This window comes from Elizabethkingia occulta (assembly GCF_002023715.1).
Classification (GTDB): Bacteria; Bacteroidota; Bacteroidia; order Flavobacteriales; family Weeksellaceae; genus Elizabethkingia; species Elizabethkingia occulta.
Genome location: NZ_MAHX01000004.1, coordinates 1 through 19,714, shown reverse-complemented (window position 1 = coordinate 19,714; position 19,714 = coordinate 1). Strand labels below are relative to the sequence as shown.

Below are 19,714 nucleotides of genomic sequence, written 5' to 3'. Positions count from 1 at the left end.
CTCCTACTTACACCTTATACATCCTAAAAAACAGGCTACAGGCTGAATGCCAGTAAAGAAAAGAACACTATGGTTTACAAATATTGACAAATTTGGTCGAATATTACAGAAACAACACATCATACACAGATCATACATATTGATAGAAAACTGATATACAATACATTAAAGTATTATTTATTACATACTACCTATCGCTCATTTGCAATCACTAACCATTTCTTCGGAAACTACTACAGGCTATTCCTCCCTTAGCAACGACATTTTCTTTATCATCAAAAGAAATAAATCTTAAATATTTCACTATGAGCTGGTAAAATATTATGTAAGTCAATACGACAGATAAAAAAAACAAAACAACCTGAAAATCAAAAACATAAATACATATAGGGTCGGTGTAGGGTCACGATTTTATATACATAGATTATACATTTATAATATTTGTACCAGAAAAACACAACACTATAACTCTAATTACATTTTATGAAAAAAGTTTCTATAACCTATTAACAATATCATTAATTCATTTGTTTGTGAGAACCAGTCAGGATGTGTTTTAATATCATCATTTATTTGTTTGTTACCTGACCGGTCTAGGGGGGCACACTATATAAGCCCCCTTTTCTCAAATAAAATCATTCAAATTATTAATCGGTTTCTGAATCTGTAATTAAAAGCAAGAATTAACAAATACAATACTGAATATAAGGAGTTAAAATTTAAAAATGACAAGCATGAAAAATCAACAAAAAACACAAGGAGAATTTTTTAAACAAAATAAGGAAAAGAAAAACTATTCAACTCCGATACTGGATGTCATGACTATAGAAATGGAATGTGGAATAGCGGCAAATTCAGCTGCCGTTTCGCCTGTAACAGTTAATGGAAATACGGATCAGGTTCAGACGAACTGGAACGGGAATGATGACACCACTATTGAAGCACCTTTTTAAATAATAAAATAAAAAAAACAAAAAATGAAAAAAGAATTATACTTAATAAGAAACATTATAGGGCTTTCGTCCTTGTTTTTGATAGGTTCATGCCGTAGCACAGATACAGAAAATACTTTGTCGGGCAGCGGAAGTTCGGCTGTTAGTTTTAATCTGTTGGGTACTGAATTTGCGGAATCGGGCAACTTATCCGGCCAGGCCTCTTCAGGTAAAGCAGATATTTTAAATTCTGCTGACAAAATACAGCGTCATAGCATCCTTGTAACTCCCAGCAGTGTCGTTACCGCAGAGTTATCACCTTCAGCAGATGCATCTAAGGTTCCGACTCAGGCTTCTTTGGGTTTAAATCCTGTAACTGCTGCTCCCGGAAATCCTATTACATCCGGAACGAAGTTTCGTGTAATTGCCTATAGAAGCAATGGCAGCTATCATACCCATCAGGACTATACCGTTGGACAAACAGCCACTCCAATGATGCTGGACGGCGGAGCTGCCTATAATATTGTTATCTATTCCTATGGTATAGCAAGTCTTCCTGCGATTAGTTCGGGCGAACAGAATAACATCAGCAGTGCTACTGTAAATTATGATAATACCAACAGGGACTTTATGTACCAAAAGATCCCATTTACACCTAACGCTACCAATAGCACCTTAAATATAACTTTAAGACATAAAGTAGCCCAGATCACCACGATTATCAACTCAACGGGTGTAGGGAGTATGAGCTCTATCACTGGCGCAGTTTTAACACCGCATTACAGTAATGGCAGTTTTTCTTTAAATACAGGGACTATGTCAGGAAGAAGTACTACAACTTCCGGCGCTACACTGAATTTCCCTTCTTCAGGATTTCCAGGAACCATCCAAACTGCCAGTCCCGTATTTGTGAATGCAGATACTGCTGGAAATGCTACTGGAAATTTTTCTGCACAAATTACATTAGCAGGTGTTACTAAAAACATTAGCTTTCCTAATTCCTTTAAGATTACGCCAGAAAACAAAAGTAATCTGACAATCAGTTTAAAAAAATGTGGGGCTTATATTGGTGCCAATACAAATCCTGCAAATTATAAAGAATTTATGTGTCATAATCTGGGGGCGGACACCAGCGCTGATGCTTTTACACCAGCAGCAACAATTCATGGTGCCAAGTACCAGTGGGGAGCTCAGACCAATGAAACCGGAAGGTATATTTCACAGGCAAATGATCAGAGCAATAGTGGGATAATATTCGGATGGAATGGTGTAGCAAAAGCAAACGGAAGCTGGAGCGATACTTCTAAAACAGCCAATGATCCATGCCCAGCAGGTTACCGCGTACCCACAACATCTCAGTTGCAGGCCGTAATTAATAATAACAATATCGAAAGAGTAGGTACCTGGATTGATGGGAATTACACTTCCGCAATTTACTTTAGAAATCCTTCGAATATACGTACATTAATGCTGCCTGCTGCTGGTAACCGAGATATTGCAGGAGGCGTGTTAAACGGTAGAGGCTTTAGTAACAACTACTGGACTAGTAGTGAAGCTGGAATAACTGCTAGCTACCTATACTTTGGTGGAACTAGCATTTTCATGAGTAGCGGCAATCGCACATATGGCTTTTCTGTTCGTTGTATTTCACAATAAAATTTATCAATTAACATTTTTTGAACTGTTTGGGCGGGTTTTTCCGCCCAAACAATTAAATAAAATATATAATATGATCTAATACATTTTTATGACTGTCTCTATACTGTAAAAAGATGAAAAAAATAATTAAAAGAAATTATTCTCCACCTGTAATACAAATGATAAAAGTAGAGATGGAAGCCGGTTTTTCTTCAGCATCCGCTTTTATGGATAATAATACAATCAATCGCCGTTGGGGAAGTATGGGAAAATATACCGAAAGTATAAACAATAACCAGAAATGATCAGATTACTTACATATTTATTATTAGGAATAGCAGCATTGAAGCTGCAAGCTCAGCAGATCAGTATGGACTTTCCGAAGTTTAGCGGGAAGAGTTATGATTTTATAATTTTTCAGGGTTCCGGACAAAAAACTGTTTTTCAGGGTATTATTCCGGAAAAAGGTCAGTTTACCTTATCTGTTCCCAAAGAGTATAGCCCTTACAAAGGAATGGGACGCTGGCTGATTACAGGGACAAAAGAAGGTGGTGGTCTGGACATGTATATTCCCGGTCATGATTTCTCTGTCAGTTGCGATTCCGGAATGCCTAATAATACCAATATTATTTACAAAGACAATTCCGGTAACGCAGAACTAAACGAGCTATCTAAAATGCAGGAGAGAATACTGACCCGCTATCAGGTTATGTTGCTGGCAGTAAATATCTTCACGGCAACGGAAGCTAATTATTCTGCTTTTCAGAGTGAATATGAAAAACAGAAAAGGGATTATGAAAAGTTTCAGGAGCTTTTAACCAAAAAAGCTGATTATATCGGTGAAATGATCAGAATCATCAATATTACAAACGGAATTGGGACTAAGCTATATGATAAAGAGGCTCAAAAAGCAGAGAATATCTCCCTGTACATCTCTCATCAGCTAAACTGGAATATGCTATATACCTCCGGACATTGGTGGAGTGTTCTACACGGCTGGGTCAATATGCATACTCAGGTTTTGAAAGATAAAAACAGATTTGTAAAGGAATTTGAAATGATAGGCTCAAAACTTAAAGATGATAATCAGTATACAGATTTTGCTTCCAGGGTGGCTTACTTTTTAAAACAAGGAAATAATGAGGATTATCTGAAAGCTATAGCTCCAATCCTTAAAGATCCGACTATCGTTACAAAATAGAGATGTAAATTTTTCGGTAGAGCCTTATTCTATTTTCTGCAATGAAAATATTCTAAAACAAATCAATATTATTTATAAAATGACATAGACTGACTACATTAAAAAAAACATAAAACACACTTAATATGATTAAAATTGAAAAAAAAGAGTACGTACCTCCTTCTGTGGAGGTTACGAAAGTTGAAATGGAAAACAGTATTTCTTCTTCATCTGCTACCATAAATACAGGAAATCCTGCCAGCCCCAATACCCCACAAAGTGAAATCTGGAATGACGGTGGAAGTTTGGGGGATAAAAACTATGATCTGTAAAGTTGTAATTATTTAACCTGATAAATATAATCTGATGAATACAATTACAACTTTGAAAAGAATACAAGCTTTAATACTTGTACTTTTAGTGCTGACAAGCTTTATAAACTGTTCCTCCAGAGAGAATGAAACTGTAACTACAAGTAAAGAAAACTCGGTTACTGATGGTACTGTACTAACTTTTAATATTTCCGGAATCGAAGAGCCTGCTCCACCGATAATGCTCAATGCATCTCTCAATCAGGCTAAAGAAAAAAAACTGAATACAGAAACGAATTTTGTAACTGAAAAAATGGTCAACACATCTGATTTTGATGTACTCACCAGCGCCGGAAAACAGTCAGTGATAACTCATAGTTCTGAGGAAATCGCCTCCATAAATCAGACAAAAGCTACAGGATCTGTCGCTGCTGTAACGCCTTTATCACAAGGTATTCAGTACCGTATACTGATCTATGATGCTACTGGTAGCCAGCTTATATCAAATACTTTAGCTACTTCCGGAACCAATCCCAATATAAAAATAGATGCAGGGAAAATATACAAATGGTATGCTTTTTCAACAAATGAAAATTCGGTCCCGGATATCAATTCTGCCGGTATAATTCCCGGCAGTACACTTATAAACAAAGATGTTCTTTACACTCAGGGAACCATAAATGCTCAGTATGGACAGAATTTTCTGGATGTTGTTTTTAAACATGCAACAACTTCTATAGATGTTACTGTAGATACAAGAGGTCTGTTTGGCTCTATAACCAATAGTTCTGTAGAAGTAGGATCCGGTGCGGGTTTTACTCCAATTATACAAACTGGTGATTTAAATATTTCAACAGGACAATTTTCAAATCTTCAGAATACACCTGCTGTTACAAATTTGAAATATTCAACAACGGCCGGTGGAAGATTTGGTGCAACAAAAATTGCTTCTTTCTATACTGTAAGGACAGCTCCTATTCCTGCGAATACGCTGAGAGTAAGATTGAATCAACTCGATATTCAGATGGATGATACTGTTACCAATACCAAAACCCGTAGTTTTGGAAGTAATACTATTCCCTATAATAATATTGCTGTAACTCCTGCCCCGGGAGACCGTTATACCATCGCTGCAAGACTGGTAGAATCCGCTATTAATGTAAAAGGTATGCTATGGGCACGGACCAATCTTTACTATACCTATGGATCGGACTCTTATCAGTTCCATTCGGATAATGTATACAACAGTACATTATATCCCACTACAGACTATTGGAACTGGAAAGCCTCAGCTCCTACGGGTTCTTACGATAATACAGACCAATGTCAAAAAGTTTACCCACAGGGAACCTGGCGTCTGCCTACCAGTAGTGAATTTCAAAATTTAGGAAAACCTGATACTCAGAATAGTAGTATAGGATTTTTCTTTGGAGCATCTGTTGGTTCGGCATGGGTTGCAACAGATAATAGTAACGCATATCCGGATACTTCAAAAAATCTTTTTATTATATTTAACGGATATCGTTCCACCTCCGGATCTATTTCTGATTCAGCTTCGGGATTCGCTTTAGGATTTGTAGCATCCGGATCTTTCTATTTCTGGACATCTAATGAAACATCAACTACAACAGCCAATTATTTTACTCAGAATTATAGTAAATTATTTTGGCTTTTAGGAGGCTTTGGAGACCCTCAAATCCAGTCAGGAGATAAAAAAGAAGGACGCAATATTCGCTGTATAAGAGCTTCTTCTCTACCAAACACATAAAAAATATTATTGATTTAGCTACTCCCACTTCTTATACTTAGTTTACATACAGGTTATTTAAAATTAAAAAACACACCGATGGAATAAAGGGAGTAGCTGTTTTAATTTGATCCTTTAACAGAGTTCGAGTGTTATTTAAAATAAAATTCCGTTCCGGATTTTAATTGCAAGTCATTTTTTAAGTATTATAAATCCGATATGAACAGACAATATCTAATAAATATTCCGCTATAACATTTGTTTGTAGCGGAATATTTGTCTGTCAAATTCATAAAGCTTTTCAATCAGAGAAATTGGCAATAAGAAATTTATTTCCATTTTCACTCGTATCACTCGTCTTTTTGGGTTTAAACAACTATTTTTATATCAAAAGAAAGTGATTTATTGTATTTTCTTTCCATACAATTATTATTTTTACCAGATATAAAGATTGAAATCACCATCTCAACAAATACGATGAAAATAAAAGTTTTTTTCCTCTATATCTTCATTCTGATTACATGCGTAAGCTGTAAACAGATGCCTGCACAGTCTGCCACTGTATCACCTCCACCCAACTGGCTGGCAAAATCGTATAAAAATGTGATTATGATAGAAGGTGAGGATATGGTAAAGCTTGGAGAAAACTATCTGGTAGATATTCCGGTACAGGAAAAACCTGATTCAGTATATGTTTTTTTCTTAAATGCTGACATCCCCGTTGAGCGATTAAAAAAGCCTAATAGCTTCTACCCTTTTATTAATGAGTTTATATTAATTGTTCCGGATCGGAAATACTACAAGATAATTGCAGAAGAGGCTTATAAACAAGGAATCATAATAGAACCATTGGTTACAAACAACTATTATCATATTACACGGAATGGCGGAGAGGTAAAAACGGACAGTACGCATATATCTGGTAACGGGCAACCACAGATCAGTTATGCCGAACCTGAAGTCCCAAAAGACATGCTACAAGTTTATTATACAGATAGCTACGGCTCTGTATGCTGTCCACGGGATCCGAAATGGGATAGTAAGCAGGACGATGCATCTTTTATAAAAGAATATGAGCAGAATAAAAAAGTAAAAATAAGGGATACATACAGCCAGAATAATGGTAAAGAAGGTGAACATGCTGTATATTATACACTATCGGGATTAACATCTTTACAACGCCTGGGTTTTATACTGGAAAAAGAATCTCAAAGGATTAAAAACAGGGAAACAAAAGATATTCAATTTTCCGCACAGCTATTCACACCACATCTTGTGAAAATTGAAAAAGAAGGGTTTAGGAAAATGACAAAACTGAATTGATAAAATGCGTATTAATCTAAATATCATATCGATTTTTCTCCTTCTGGCTATTGGGAGTATAGTTGTAAAAGCACAAACTACTACAAACGCTAGTCAGGATAAGGCCTATGAGCTTCATGAAAATAAAAAGTTTGCTGAGGCCGCCGAAATGTATGAGGAATTATTAAAAACGGACTACAAAAACGCTTACCTGCTCGGCATGTGCGGTTCTTCATATTTCGCTCAGGAAAAATATGAAAAAGCCAAAGAGAAATACAGTCTGGCCATTTTGTATACATCACCGGATGACAAAAAGAATAAAGCATTGTTCTACTCTAATCTGTCTGCCTGTTATTCAAACCTGGATAATAATGATAAGGCCTATGAAAATGCCATGCGGGCCTATCGTATGGACAATAACCAATTGTGGAACGCTGCTTCCATGGCACAAAATTCCAGAAAATATGAAGAGTGTCTGGCACTCATGAATAAAGCATCAGAAAGCACAGCACTTAATATTGCTTACAAATCACTCTATGGCAGATGCTATTATAATACCGGACAATATAGAAAGGCTGTAGATAATTTCCGGGATTTTTTTGATCACTATAATCCCGAAAGTTTTTTCGCTAATTTTAATATGAAGGAAGAACGTCGTGTTTTTATACAGGCATATATCAATCTTATTGCATCTGAAAAGGATCCGAGTAAGATAAATACAAATGTCGCTGATCTTCAGAACACATTAAAATCTTTGGATGACAGTTATTTCCGGGATGTTATTGTATGGAGCTTTACCGATAACAACAATATCTGCAGCAAATATAAATTGTCCACCGACACATGTACAAAAATCTTCAGTAAACTGGTTAGTAATCCCACTCTAAAAGAGGAATTCTGGTTCAGTTATTACGCATTAAAGGATTATCAAAGATCTTTTCAGCTTTCTGAAAAAATCCTTGCTTCAGGTAATGATCGTGAAGTAAAACTATACCAGTATATGTCCTCTTTACATCTCTTTATTGCAGATTACTTTCAGCACAATCAAAAAGCAGATGAGAAAAAGCTGGATAATCTTATTGTACTATTCAAAGATCTTTTCGAAAAGAATAAAATCTATTCTGACAAAGAATTTACAGACTCTTCTGATACGTATGCTCCGGTCATGAAAACCTTCAATGTATTCAACCTGTATTTCAAAAATAAAGAACAGGTAAAAGCAGTACCCTATGTAAGAAAAATTATGGAAAATGTGCCTAATGAAAAGGCAAAATCCATAATAATGAAAGTATTAAATGCTGGTTATATCGACAATTAAATATCTACTCTAATGGAAGAAAAACAACCTCAACGTCTCAATAAAAATAAGATATTTCTAATCTCAGGTGTAGCGGCAGCTATACTGATCGTTTGTGCATTTATTTTTCTTAGAAAATCAGACCCAACAGCTCCCGGAAGTCAAAAGCCCCGGATTAAAGACAGTACACTGGTAAAGAAAAATGATTCTTTAGTGAAGCCTAAAGATTCTATAGATAATAATGGCGCTGAAGGCGAAGAAGAATCTCCCTATACCGAATATCAGGTCATTGCCAATACAGTGCCTCTTTCATCCGGTAAACTCAATTTCGGTGATAAGGTATTTGTAGATGAAAGCAAATCCGATGCTGATTACAAAACAGTAATTCTACAGAATCCTTTTCAGTTTCCCAATGCAGCTAAATATCGTGTAAATACCAACTTTTTTATTGAAAGCTATCGCTTCGATGAATATAAAACCAATTTTTCATTACCTCCGTTTTCATCTCTTTATACGGGTGTAAAAAAACTTCTCCTGAATGAAAACTACAGCGATGGTAACAAATACAGTATTACACAGAATAAAGAAAGGGCCAAATCCTGTGTTGCATTTGGTGATTTCGATGGCGACGGTATTCGTGATGTAGCAATACTGATGGATAATAACGAAAAACAGATCAGCAGATTGCTTATTATCTGCTCCAACGAGGTAACCAAGCAGCCTTATATTGCATTCGCAGAAAATTATTCTGACAAAGTAAAGATCCGTACAGATATGACGGAATATGCTCCTCCAAGACCAAACGCCGTAATTGTAACCAGCGATGATATTTCCTTATCTGTTGCCTACGATAAAGAATCTCAGAAATTTAAAATATCTACTTCGGAATAATGACTCGGCAATACATCCATATTTTTATCAAAAAACTGCGACAAAGAAAGAAAATCATTATCTCTTTGGCATCTGTAAGCTTTGCAATTCTGCCATTGATATTCTATGTATACGCTTATATAGAAACCGAAAATCTGGGTAAAGACCTATTAGGTGAATCCCGATATAATGAAAGAATGTTAGATGCCGGGAAATATGCTTTAGCAATGGCTGGAATATTCAGTATATTTTTAGCAGCTGTATTATTTATAGTCAACCGATTTATAAATAATTATATTTCTGTACTAAATTCTCTTGATGAAGGTGATATACTCAAGCTAAAAGATTACAATGATGTACAGCTATCTCTGAGTAAATATACAGTTCCGTTTATCTTTCAGAAAAATACCCTGCATATTTTTAATATGGGAAAAGTAACCTCAATAAAAGGCAGTCATATCATTAACTACGAAATACAAAAAATACACAGCCGGGGCAGGAATTTTTATAGACTGAACATCAATACCAGAAATGGAAAATATCATTATACGATGTACAATATAGACAAGCAGGCCGCAATGCTGCAAAAGGATATTGCCAGCATTATGTATAAATCCAATTATTAAAATATTTATGGGTAAACTTGTAAGCATATTACTTTTTATTTCTGGTTTTAGCTTTGGACAAAAGACCGAATACTTTTCTGATTCAAAGACACTAATAAAGCCCGGTAAATACAAGATAAATATTACCCAAAAGAATAATAAAAACAAGTCCGTTGTCAGTTTTGACCTGTATCGAAAATCCGGAAACAAATGGTCTAAAATCCAAAACGGAAGCTTTGAAAAACAGGCTGGTTTTTCGCTGTCCGTAACGACAGATGAAGATTTGAATAACGATGGTTATAATGATTTAAAAATATCTTACGCACAGGCAGCAAGAGGCGCTAACGAAATTGAAAAGCTATTGATTTTTAGTCCAAAAACACAAAAATTAACCGAGATTATTAATTCACAGCAGTATCCAAATCTGCATTATAATGCTAAAAGAAACTGTATTACATCTTATATGTTTTATGGTGGCAATGCTACTTACTTTCTGCATCTTAAACAAAACAAACTGGAAGGTTTTGGTAAAGTTGAATTTTCTAATGATAGTATTTACAGTTACAAAATCAGAAACAAACAGGAATTTTTATTGAAAAAACAGGCTTACAAATCCAATGATGGAGCCGTTTTCTTCTCCAATTTTGATCCTGTTGAAGAATAAAACCATTATCACCATCTACAAAACAGATATATGACACAAAAGACATTTATAATTATAGCTATAATTCTTGGTACCGTACTGTATAGTGCTCAGTCCAAAATCAATATGGAGGGAAAGTCCTTCACCGGTTTTATTACAAGCTTGTGTGTGGAGACTACGCTGCCAGATCCATGTGCAGGACACACCGATGAAATGGAACTTCATTTTAAGAAGAATATAGTTGAAATTGTTTCAGTCAGATACAAATGCAACAAAACACATAGAAAATCTGTATTTTCTAAATGGAGATGGCTATCAGGAAATCAGATTAAAGTTGAAAAACTTAATTATGAGAATCAGCCTTTTATTTCCGGGAATATATTGTTTCTAAAAAACAATCAGCTGATTGGTAAGCATGGTACAGGTTATACCCAGGACTTTACATTTGAGCCCCTCCATAAAAAACACAGGTAATATGAAAAAGATATTATTTTCAGTTTTATTATTTATGATCAGCGTACTAAACGCCCAAACCATATATACAGGATTTATTGGTGAATATCCCGTTGAAATGGTCATAGATTATGATTCCGAAGATGCTGTATATTCCTATACAAACTATGATGAACCTATCCGGTTAAATAATGGTACCAAGAAAAACGGAAATTTAATTTTCAATGAAAAAGAAGGAGGACAGATAAAGGCAATTCTGACATTGGATAATTATACAACTGAAAAAAATAATATAACAGGCATCTGGAAAAATACAAAAACAAAAAACGAGTTAAAAATTACCCTGACAAAAAATTATTCTGTAGATAATGGTGAAAATATACAGTGGGCAGACAGAGAATTATTACAACCAGAATCTGCCGGAAACAAATATTTCAAAGTTGTCCTTTCAAAAGAAAAGAATAGATATTACCCTTTTATTTCAGCTATAAAAATATATGAAAAGCGGACGGACAGGTTACTGCAAAAACTTGATGTGAATTGCTCTTTTTCAGGATTAGACAATATTAGTACCGATGATTATAATTTTGACGGTATCAAAGACTTTTCTGTATTTGAAGCAAGTTATGCAGGACCAAATACTTCCAGAATCTATTACCTGTACAACAAAGCTACACGGCAATATTATGAAAGTGGTTTTAGTGGAATTTCTTTGGAGTTCGACCAGAAGAAAAAAAGAATATATGAAAGGAATCAGTGTTGTGCAGGAACTATCGTAACAACTGCTGAATATAAAGTTATTAAAGACAACATGGTATTACTCAATCAGCACTGCTACCGATGGGATGACAGAAAGCAAAAACTGGTAGAAAAATCGATGAAAGCTTGTGAGTAAAAACACTTAATTAACCTAAAAATTATAAAAATCAATTCAATTTTCTCCGAAATCACCACGAATAAAATAATTATATTTATCCGTAAATAAAAAATAAACAAATGAAAACAGGATTATTCACCCTATGCATATTGTCAGCCAATATTGCTTTTGCTCAACAGAAGCTGGAAGACATCAAAATAGACCTTCCAACTTCTGGTGATACCGGAAATGTATTTATAAATACTGTGACTTTTAAAAATTCTGACAAGAAGACAATAACTTTAACGGATGGAAATTACAGTATTGACAACAGCAAACAAAAGGCTAATATTAACATCAAAAAAGGTCTGATCAATGGTACTGTAACAGAAACTGAAGAACAAGTGAAATTTAATTTTACTATTGAAAATTCACATATTACTGCTTACAATATGTATAACGGTTCCGACTTAGCACTCGATGCCCGAAGAGATAAAGAAAAAGCATATTTCAAAGGTTATCACCCTAATAAAGTTCTGAAATATGAAGGCTGGGTATCTTTGGATAAAAACAAACATTTCGGCCGTGGTATTTCAAAACAATATTCTGAAAATGGAACATTAACCGGTATTGAAAATGATGTTACTGTAAGCTATACCTCTTTTTATCCCAATGGAAATAAAAAGGAAGTTACCGGAGTAAATCTTTTCGAAAGTTATAACGAAGACGGAACCCTTGAAAACAAGCAGTATACAAAGAATAATGTCCGCTATGACGACCTTTACTACAAAGGAAAGCTTAATACCAGTTCCTATAAAAACAAAGAAGGAAACGAAGTAAAAGACTATTATGAAAATGGCCAACTCCAGAAAAAAGAAGTCATAACAAGTGTTAGCGGAAAGTTATGGGTATCTACCTATGACAAATCCGGAAAACAAATAAGTAAAAAACCTTTGTCCGAAACGGGTGCAGAAAAGGTAAACTCCGCCGAATAAACAAAAGCCAATATTTATAGTATAACAAATCTTTATGAAAAAAACGCTGAAAATTATTGTTTCTGTAGTTCTTATGTCTGTAATATTCTTAGTGGCAGCCAACTTTATAAAAGTTTCTTCTAACGAAAGTTTGCTGTACAAAATTCAGCAGTATGTTACCTATTCTAAAGCCGACTGGGAGAATTACGAAAGAAATCAAAAATTATTAGCCGAAAATCCTGTCCCAGCCAGTTATGTAACTGAAGCAGTACAAACTGCACAACAAGAAGATATCTATCCTGTCGACACTAATTTTGCTACTCCAGCTGTAAAGTCCCTGGAGATGGAAAGAATAAAAAAGGCTAAGTTCGAAAATCTGGTTGTTGCTAAAATTAAACCGGATGATGAAGATGCACAGGCAGCATTAATAAGATTTACCAAGGATCGTTTAACAGACATTATTATCCGCCAGAAACTCAATATAAAAGTGGGTAAATGTTATGTAAATTCTAATACTGAAGGAAACTTCAATTGTGTAAGCTGTATGATACTTCTTTATAACCGTGATAAAAAAAACTGGCAGGAAGCTCCGGATGGAGAAAATTTCCTTAGGAATTCTTACGATTTTTATCAGACTTCAGAAGGCTCCAGATGGGAGGCAAAAGATCTTTCTATGCAAATTCCTTTTGACTATGCATTGCGTGAGAAATACAGTGCCAAGTAATATATAGAAAATATACTATACTGATCGATGATTAATTTGCTTACAATACTTATCCATTATCTGGCAACAGATTTCTATCTGATTGATTCTTTTAGAAACGATGATGACTTTTTAGTCGTCATGCTTTTAATGGGCGCATTAGTATTTCTGATTTTAGGTGTAATCGGTATTGTTCTGGGACTGTTGCTTATTTTTATTATAATTCTTTTAATTAGTGGTGGCATTATTTCCGCTTCTGTATTGGTTGGATTACAGCAAAAATCTTTAAGTAAAGGATTTAAAACCTTTTTCCTGTCTGTTTCCGTACTGGGCAGTACAATAGCCTCTGTTATTCTATTTTTATTCATAAATGCAGTAAAGAAATGGTGGCAAACAGATACTGCAATAATTGCAGGTATTATTTCCGGAATAATTTCTGGTTGGATTTTAGGCCTGATTATGTTTGTAGCAGCAAAAAAATTGGTGTTATTTCTAAAAAATAAATACACTGACAGAATATCGCGCTCATGAAAGTGCTTAAAATTCTTAGAAATATACTTTTTATAATAGGAGTAATATTACTGGCTTTTGACTTTTTACTGGTTTTACCAGAATACTATGCGTGTAAAAATGCTTATGAGGGACAGGAAGCTACCACAATATGGGGCTATAAAGTAGACTGTATTGGTGATACAGCGGAATTTTCACTGACATTTTTTCAATTAGTGGGATGCTGGATTTTAGGTATAATCATCATTATTGTTATATTGCATTTGGTCTACAAAAAGCAGAAAAATAAAGCCTGATGATCTTATGAAAAATAAGCTATTGATTATTTATTTTATTCTTTCTTTCCTTCTGGTAACGGACATTATGATGTATGCTCTTTACAGAATAAGCTTAAGGGGTTATTATGCAGATATTATTCTTTTCTGGCTATGGTTTCTGGGAAGTATCACAGTTATTATAGTTTTTTGGAAAAAGATACTGGCCAAATTGTTTTTAGGAGCTATAATACTTGCTCTTATCCTGAGTATGGCTCCAATGGGGTTACTTTTCTATGCATTTATCCTTTCCTCTACTCCTTTTGGATTATGGATGGAAAAAGACCTTAACAAAGATTACAGAGCACAGATTGTTTCCTACAGTGTAATGACACCGCCATGGTTACAGATTATAGAAAAAAAAGGATTGATTGAAAAACAAATCATCCAGTGCACTGATTCCGAATTACGGGATAAAAACCTTGACGTAAGTATCCGAAATTCTAAAGACCTGATTTTAGAGAAAGAAACTGACAGTACCATTACACTAACCCTGTTTTATGGTGGCCCAAATACAACGCTCACTTTTGACAAGGCTACCGGAAAGCTTATTAGGTGTGATAAATAATCCTTAAAATAGAATTAGTGTAAGGTTTGTATCAATAACTTTTACTTTCCGCCAGCATTGAAACTATCAAATAGTTGCTTCATCTCTTTTGCTTTTTCAGGAAGTTTAGCTACCAGATTTACACTTTCTTTAGGATCTTCATCCAGATTAAAAAGCTCGATAGTAGCCGGAACTACCTCCCCTGTTCGGGGATGTTTAAAGTCCGGAACTTCTTTGTATTTCCAGTTGCCATATTTTACAGCTTCTGGTTTTGTACTGCCATTTACAATAAAGATCGGGCGATGGTTATATTCAGATTCTTTTACTTTATTTTCCAAAAGCTGACTAATATCCTGTCCATCCAATTCTCTGTTCTTTGGTAAAGGACTGTTGGTCCACTTGGCAATTGTCGGAAGTAAATCCAGATTGCTTATTGCACTCGTTAAAACAGTCCCGGGTTTAATCTTATTTTTCCAATATGCAATAAACGGAACACGGGCTCCGCCTTCATACGACCAGGCTTTAGAACCTCTGAAAATTCCGGCACTCCCGACATGAGAAGCTATAGTTACACCATCTCCCTCCATTCTTTCGGGGAAATTTGTCCACGGTCCATTATCACTTGAGAAAACAAAAATGGTATTGTCTGCCAGTCCTTTTTCTTCCAATACTTTCCATATAGAAGCTAATCCCTCATCCATTTCTGTAATTACAGCTCCAAGCGCTCCACCTTGTTTATTCTTCAAGGCAGAAGACTGTGCAGCATAGTATACGGGAAGATGCGGCATATTATGTGCTAAATACAGGAAAAATGGTTTATCTTTTTTCTGCTGTCGGATATAATTAATTGATTCTTTGGTATACAAACGGGTTAGTAATGAATCTGCAGGCTTTTCTATTTCTGCCTTTGTATTTCTGAACATTCTAATCGGAATGTCTGTATTTACGTAAGGAGCCTTATAATCATGACTGTATAATATTCCATAATAGAAATCGAATCCCTGCCCGTTAGGCTTATTTTCATCTTTCTGATCTCCAAGATGCCATTTACCAACCATTCCGGTGTTATAACCGTTCGATTTTAGCATTTCAGCAATTGTTACTTCTTCATCTGGCAATCCCTGTTTAGATCCCGGCGCTATAGGCCATGGCAAATCGTAGCGCGATGCATAACGTCCTGTAAGTAAAGAAGCTCTGGAAGGTGTACAGGTAGGACTGCTGACAATATAATTAGTTGCCATTAATCCATTTCTTGACATCTGATCCAAAAAGGGTGTTTTAATAACAGGATTTCCATATGCCCCGATATCTGCATAACCCATATCATCTGTCAGTACAACAATAATGTTAGGCTGCTTCTGTGCTTTGAAATTGGTAAATGAGACCGTAAAAAGAAAGATTAAGGCACAACGTACAGTATTCTTCATGATTAAATATTTGTTTTCTGGTGGTTATTGGTGATTTTAAAACAAATATATAACATAACTTCTTGATACAAAATGACAATTTGTTTATAATACAACATTGTTTTATGGGAGAAAATATGGTGCTTGTTACCTCATAAATATCACATCAATATTAAGATATACAAAATATAGTTCACTCTATAATTTCAAAAAATACAAATTACGACCCTAGCTCTAACTGATTTTTCACCAAATTAAAATAATCTGCTTTATTATCAACTAATTGCTTATGATTACCTTGCTCAACAATTTCACCATTTCTAAGAACTATTATCTGATCCGCATTTTTCACGGTAGAAAGCCTGTGTGCAACAATAATAACGGTTTTTCCTTTAAAAAAAGACTGAAGATTTTTGTGAATGATTTTTTCATTTTCAGCATCCAATGCAGATGTTGCTTCATCAAATAATATAAAATGAGGGTTTTTATAAACAGCTCTGGCAATCAAAATACGTTGTTTCTGTCCACCAGAAATACCATTACCAGAAGCTCCTATTTTAGTATTCAGCCCTAAAGGTAATTCTTCTATAAAACTTTTGATATTAGCAGTTTGTAAAGATTTATCAAGTTTTTCATAATCAATATTTTCGTCACCAGTGACAATATTTCTTTCTATCGTATCCGAAAATATAAATCCGTCCTGCATAACTACGCCACAATTCTTACGCAGATCTTTTGGAGAAATATCTTTTATATTAAGATGATTAAAGTGGATATCTCCCTGAACTGGTTCATAAAATTTTAACAGTATTTTCATTAGAGTGGTTTTACCACTTCCACTAGCACCAACAATAGCGGTAATTTTGCCTTCCGGAATAGAAAGATTTATATTCTTTAAAACAAATGGAGATTGTGGCCCTTCATATTGAAAAGATACATTTTTAAAATAAATACCTTTTTCAATACCATTTTGTTCTGTATATTTTGGACTTAATAACAAGACATGGTCTCCTTGTTCTTCTTCAGAATGATTTTGCACTTCATTAAGGCGAGCTAAACTAAGCCGAGCATCCTGCAATGAACGAAAAAAATTAATGAGCTGGCTTACCGGAGAATTCATCTGTCCAATAATATAAGAAACGCTTAATAAAGCACCTAATGTCATATGCCCCTTCACTACAAAAGAAGCTGCAAGAAAAGTGACAATAATATTTTTAAACTGATTAATAAACTCAAAACCAGCAAGCTGAATTTGGTCCAATTTTAATATACGGATGTTGATTTTAAATAATTTTTGTTGTATTAATTCCCACTCTCGTCGTTTAAAATCTTCAAATTGATTAAGCTTCATTTCCGAAACACCATTGATCATTTCGTAAATAGATTCCTGATTGTCGCTCCGTTGCTGAAAACGAAAATAATCTAATATTTTTCTTTTCTTCATCCAAAACAAAGACCATACAACTGAAATAGTCGTTAAAGAAATATAGGTTAATAATATGCGAAAATCATAATACCATAATACTCCAAAAAAAACAGAAAATGTAATTACAGAAAATAATGTGAGTAGACTTTGTGAAGTAAGAAAATTCTCAATACGTTCATGATCCTGAATGCGTTGATTAAAGTCACCCATTAGTTTTGTATCAAAAAATCTTATCGGTAATTTCAAGAGCTTTTTAAAAAAATCTGAAATGATTTGGATATTAATTTTAGTCCCAACCACCAGCATAATCCAATTTCGGAAAACCCCAAATATAATATTACCAAAAAAGAAAGCCAACTGTGCTAGTAGAATATAAATGATAGTAGAAATATTCTTTTTAGTAACTCCATCATCGATAAGTTTTTGAGTTAGTATAGGAAAAATCAAAGTAGTGATCGTTCCCAATAATAAAAGGAAGAACAACTTCAACATTTGTTTTTTATAAGGCTTTAGATATTCTAATAAATATTTTGCAGATAATATTTGCTCTTTGGGTGGTTTTTGTTCATAAAATGCTTCCGTTGGTTCCAGAAAAAGTGCAACTCCTTTATCCTCATTTGAAATCCATGATCTTGTAAACTTTTCTTCGGATAAAGAAATAAAACCATGTCCTGGATCTGCAATTTTGAAAATTAATTTATCTGTAAAAAAATTCCTGGAAATTTTATAAAGAACAACAAAATGATTTTGATTCCAATGAAGTATACACGGTAGAAGTTCTTTATCAAAATCTTCCGTTTGTAATTTAGCAGCGGTGGTTCTAAAACCTATTTTTTCTGCTGCCGCACTTATCCCCAACAATGAAACTCCCTCCCGAGTGATAAAGCTTTTATCACGTAAATATTGTAACCCGAAATCCTTCCCATAGTGCGAAGCAACCATGGCAAGACAAGCCGGTCCACAATCCATTTGATCGTGTTGGGGATAAAATTTAATCATTGTAACACACTTTCAAGATATTCTAATACAAATTGCTTTTTATTTTCCTCATTAAAATCATGCACACAATATTCCTTATTCCTAAGTCCATGTTCTAATGCATGTTGAGAACATCCTCCGGCACACATTGGTAATAAAAAACATTCCTTACAAGGTTTATTTAATAAACGAGTCTCGTTTCTATAATCATTCCGGCTATTCCATATAATATTACCTAAATCATCAATCGTTCCTTCTACATTATCCTTATTAAAATCTCTTGCTGTACACTTATATACATCCCCATTATAATTTATTGTTGCGTGATTTTTTTTGTCAGCATAACACGAATATTTTACAGCATCTACCATTAAAGAATTTGGCATTTTAAAACCTAGAACATTTATTCTATTTTTAATTTTTTCATATTCATTTTCATTAGCTTCAAATTCTTCTTGCCATACTTTATGAAGAGAAATAGTAATATTATCCTTAATACTTTGAGATATATCCTCAAAATCTTTAAGAATATTCATAATACTGCCAAAATTTGATTTTGTATAATTAATTCTTAATGTCACTATATTATTATTTCCAGCAACAATCTTTATATTATTTACTATTTCACGGTAAGATCCTTTATTTTTAGAAACAAACCTTACTTTATCATGTTCATACTCATCTCCATCCAATGTAATTTGATAGTTGATGATAGAAGCATATTCTTTAATTTGATTTACTATTTCTGTAGTGAGTAAATAACTATTTGTTGTAAAAGAAACAGAGAAATCAATGTTTTTTTCTTTACATATTTTACTGGTAGTATCTAATATTGGTAATATCACTTTTTTATAATACAAAAAAGGCTCTCCTCCAAAAAATGATAATTCAAAACTTCTAATCTCATTATCCACTAAAATATTAGAAACTAATTTTGAAATTTTCTCAATTATATTATTATCCATTTTTGAATCCTTTATATGAGTCTCATAACAGTACCAGTGTAAGTATCCCTAAAAACC

Annotated in this window: 21 protein-coding genes and 1 pseudogene; 18 read left to right on the top strand and 4 right to left on the bottom strand. The window is 34.1% G+C overall.

Annotation, left to right across the window (positions count from 1 at the left end; all coding sequences use genetic code 11):
* The first annotated feature begins 734 nt into the window (after positions 1-734).
* The 18 genes from BAZ10_RS01895 to BAZ10_RS01815 all read left to right on the top strand — a co-directional run bounded on the left by BAZ10_RS01895 (position 735) and on the right by BAZ10_RS01815 (position 14,903).
* Positions 735-953: a hypothetical protein gene (locus BAZ10_RS01895; RefSeq protein ID WP_078770597.1), complete on the top strand. Its 219-nt coding sequence runs from the start codon at positions 735-737 to the stop codon at positions 951-953.
* Positions 954-977: 24 nt separating this feature from the next.
* Complete coding sequence (locus tag BAZ10_RS01890; RefSeq protein WP_078770596.1) at positions 978-2,588, top strand: fibrobacter succinogenes major paralogous domain-containing protein; 1,611 nt, start codon at positions 978-980, stop codon at positions 2,586-2,588.
* A 116-nt stretch (positions 2,589-2,704) separates the two neighbouring features.
* Positions 2,705-2,875 carry a hypothetical protein gene (locus BAZ10_RS18925; RefSeq protein ID WP_165689667.1) on the top strand — a complete coding sequence of 57 codons (171 nt, stop codon included), beginning with the start codon at positions 2,705-2,707 and terminating at the stop codon, positions 2,873-2,875.
* Positions 2,872-3,771: an alkyl hydroperoxide reductase gene (locus tag BAZ10_RS01885; RefSeq protein WP_245803718.1), complete on the top strand. Its 900-nt coding sequence runs from the start codon at positions 2,872-2,874 to the stop codon at positions 3,769-3,771. The genes BAZ10_RS18925 and BAZ10_RS01885 overlap by 4 nt, the downstream gene beginning before the upstream one ends.
* Positions 3,772-3,896: 125 nt before the next feature.
* Entirely contained in the window at positions 3,897-4,082 is a 186-nt protein-coding gene (locus BAZ10_RS01880; protein ID WP_078770595.1) for a hypothetical protein, read from the top strand.
* A 34-nt stretch (positions 4,083-4,116) separates the two neighbouring features.
* On the top strand, positions 4,117-5,829 hold the full coding sequence (locus tag BAZ10_RS01875; protein WP_078770594.1) for a fibrobacter succinogenes major paralogous domain-containing protein: 1,713 nt from the start codon (positions 4,117-4,119) through the stop codon (positions 5,827-5,829).
* A gap of 456 nt (positions 5,830-6,285) precedes the next feature.
* On the top strand, positions 6,286-7,131 hold the full coding sequence (locus BAZ10_RS01870; RefSeq protein ID WP_078770593.1) for a hypothetical protein: 846 nt from the start codon (positions 6,286-6,288) through the stop codon (positions 7,129-7,131).
* 4 nt (positions 7,132-7,135) lie between these two features.
* Positions 7,136-8,428: a tetratricopeptide repeat protein gene (locus tag BAZ10_RS01865; RefSeq protein ID WP_078770592.1), complete on the top strand. Its 1,293-nt coding sequence runs from the start codon at positions 7,136-7,138 to the stop codon at positions 8,426-8,428.
* A gap of 12 nt (positions 8,429-8,440) precedes the next feature.
* The gene (locus BAZ10_RS01860; RefSeq protein ID WP_078770591.1) at positions 8,441-9,298 is read left to right on the top strand and encodes a hypothetical protein; all 858 of its coding nucleotides are present in this window, start codon (positions 8,441-8,443) and stop codon (positions 9,296-9,298) included.
* On the top strand, positions 9,298-9,903 hold the full coding sequence (locus BAZ10_RS01855) for a hypothetical protein (protein ID WP_078770590.1): 606 nt from the start codon (positions 9,298-9,300) through the stop codon (positions 9,901-9,903). The genes BAZ10_RS01860 and BAZ10_RS01855 overlap by 1 nt, the downstream gene beginning before the upstream one ends.
* 7 nt (positions 9,904-9,910) lie before the next feature.
* Positions 9,911-10,546 carry an XAC2610-related protein gene (locus BAZ10_RS01850; protein WP_078770589.1) on the top strand — a complete coding sequence of 212 codons (636 nt, stop codon included), beginning with the start codon at positions 9,911-9,913 and terminating at the stop codon, positions 10,544-10,546.
* A 30-nt stretch (positions 10,547-10,576) separates the two neighbouring features.
* Entirely contained in the window at positions 10,577-10,999 is a 423-nt protein-coding gene (locus tag BAZ10_RS01845) for a hypothetical protein (RefSeq protein WP_078770588.1), read from the top strand.
* Position 11,000: 1 nt separating this feature from the next.
* A complete protein-coding gene (locus BAZ10_RS01840) occupies positions 11,001-11,873 on the top strand; it encodes an XAC2610-related protein (protein WP_078770587.1) in 873 nt (290 codons plus the stop codon).
* 101 nt (positions 11,874-11,974) lie between these two features.
* Positions 11,975-12,829, top strand: coding sequence for a hypothetical protein (locus BAZ10_RS01835; RefSeq protein WP_078770586.1), 855 nt, complete (start codon positions 11,975-11,977; stop codon positions 12,827-12,829).
* Positions 12,830-12,863: 34 nt separating this feature from the next.
* A complete protein-coding gene (locus tag BAZ10_RS01830) occupies positions 12,864-13,532 on the top strand; it encodes a hypothetical protein (protein WP_078770585.1) in 669 nt (222 codons plus the stop codon).
* 27 nt (positions 13,533-13,559) lie between these two features.
* Positions 13,560-14,042, top strand: coding sequence for a hypothetical protein (locus BAZ10_RS01825; protein ID WP_078796685.1), 483 nt, complete (start codon positions 13,560-13,562; stop codon positions 14,040-14,042).
* The gene (locus tag BAZ10_RS01820; protein ID WP_078770583.1) at positions 14,039-14,317 is read left to right on the top strand and encodes a hypothetical protein; all 279 of its coding nucleotides are present in this window, start codon (positions 14,039-14,041) and stop codon (positions 14,315-14,317) included. Before BAZ10_RS01825 ends, BAZ10_RS01820 begins: the two co-directional genes overlap by 4 nt.
* A gap of 7 nt (positions 14,318-14,324) precedes the next feature.
* Positions 14,325-14,903, top strand: a complete 579-nt coding sequence (locus tag BAZ10_RS01815) for a hypothetical protein (RefSeq protein WP_078770582.1) — start codon at positions 14,325-14,327, stop codon at positions 14,901-14,903.
* 41 nt (positions 14,904-14,944) lie between these two features.
* Here the strand turns inward: BAZ10_RS01815 and BAZ10_RS01810 are convergent, their stop codons facing one another.
* The 4 genes and pseudogenes from BAZ10_RS01810 to BAZ10_RS19330 all read right to left on the bottom strand — a co-directional run.
* Entirely contained in the window at positions 14,945-16,309 is a 1,365-nt protein-coding gene (locus tag BAZ10_RS01810; RefSeq protein ID WP_078770581.1) for a sulfatase-like hydrolase/transferase, read from the bottom strand.
* Positions 16,310-16,508: 199 nt separating this feature from the next.
* A complete protein-coding gene (locus BAZ10_RS01805; RefSeq protein ID WP_078770580.1) occupies positions 16,509-18,713 on the bottom strand; it encodes a peptidase domain-containing ABC transporter in 2,205 nt (734 codons plus the stop codon).
* On the bottom strand, positions 18,710-19,063 hold the full coding sequence (locus tag BAZ10_RS19335) for an SPASM domain-containing protein (RefSeq protein WP_262488183.1): 354 nt from the start codon (positions 19,061-19,063) through the stop codon (positions 18,710-18,712). Before BAZ10_RS19335 ends, BAZ10_RS01805 begins: the two co-directional genes overlap by 4 nt.
* A gap of 207 nt (positions 19,064-19,270) precedes the next feature.
* Positions 19,271-19,681: pseudogene (locus tag BAZ10_RS19330) on the bottom strand (radical SAM protein); the annotation flags it as partial.
* Positions 19,682-19,714 lie beyond the last annotated feature (33 nt).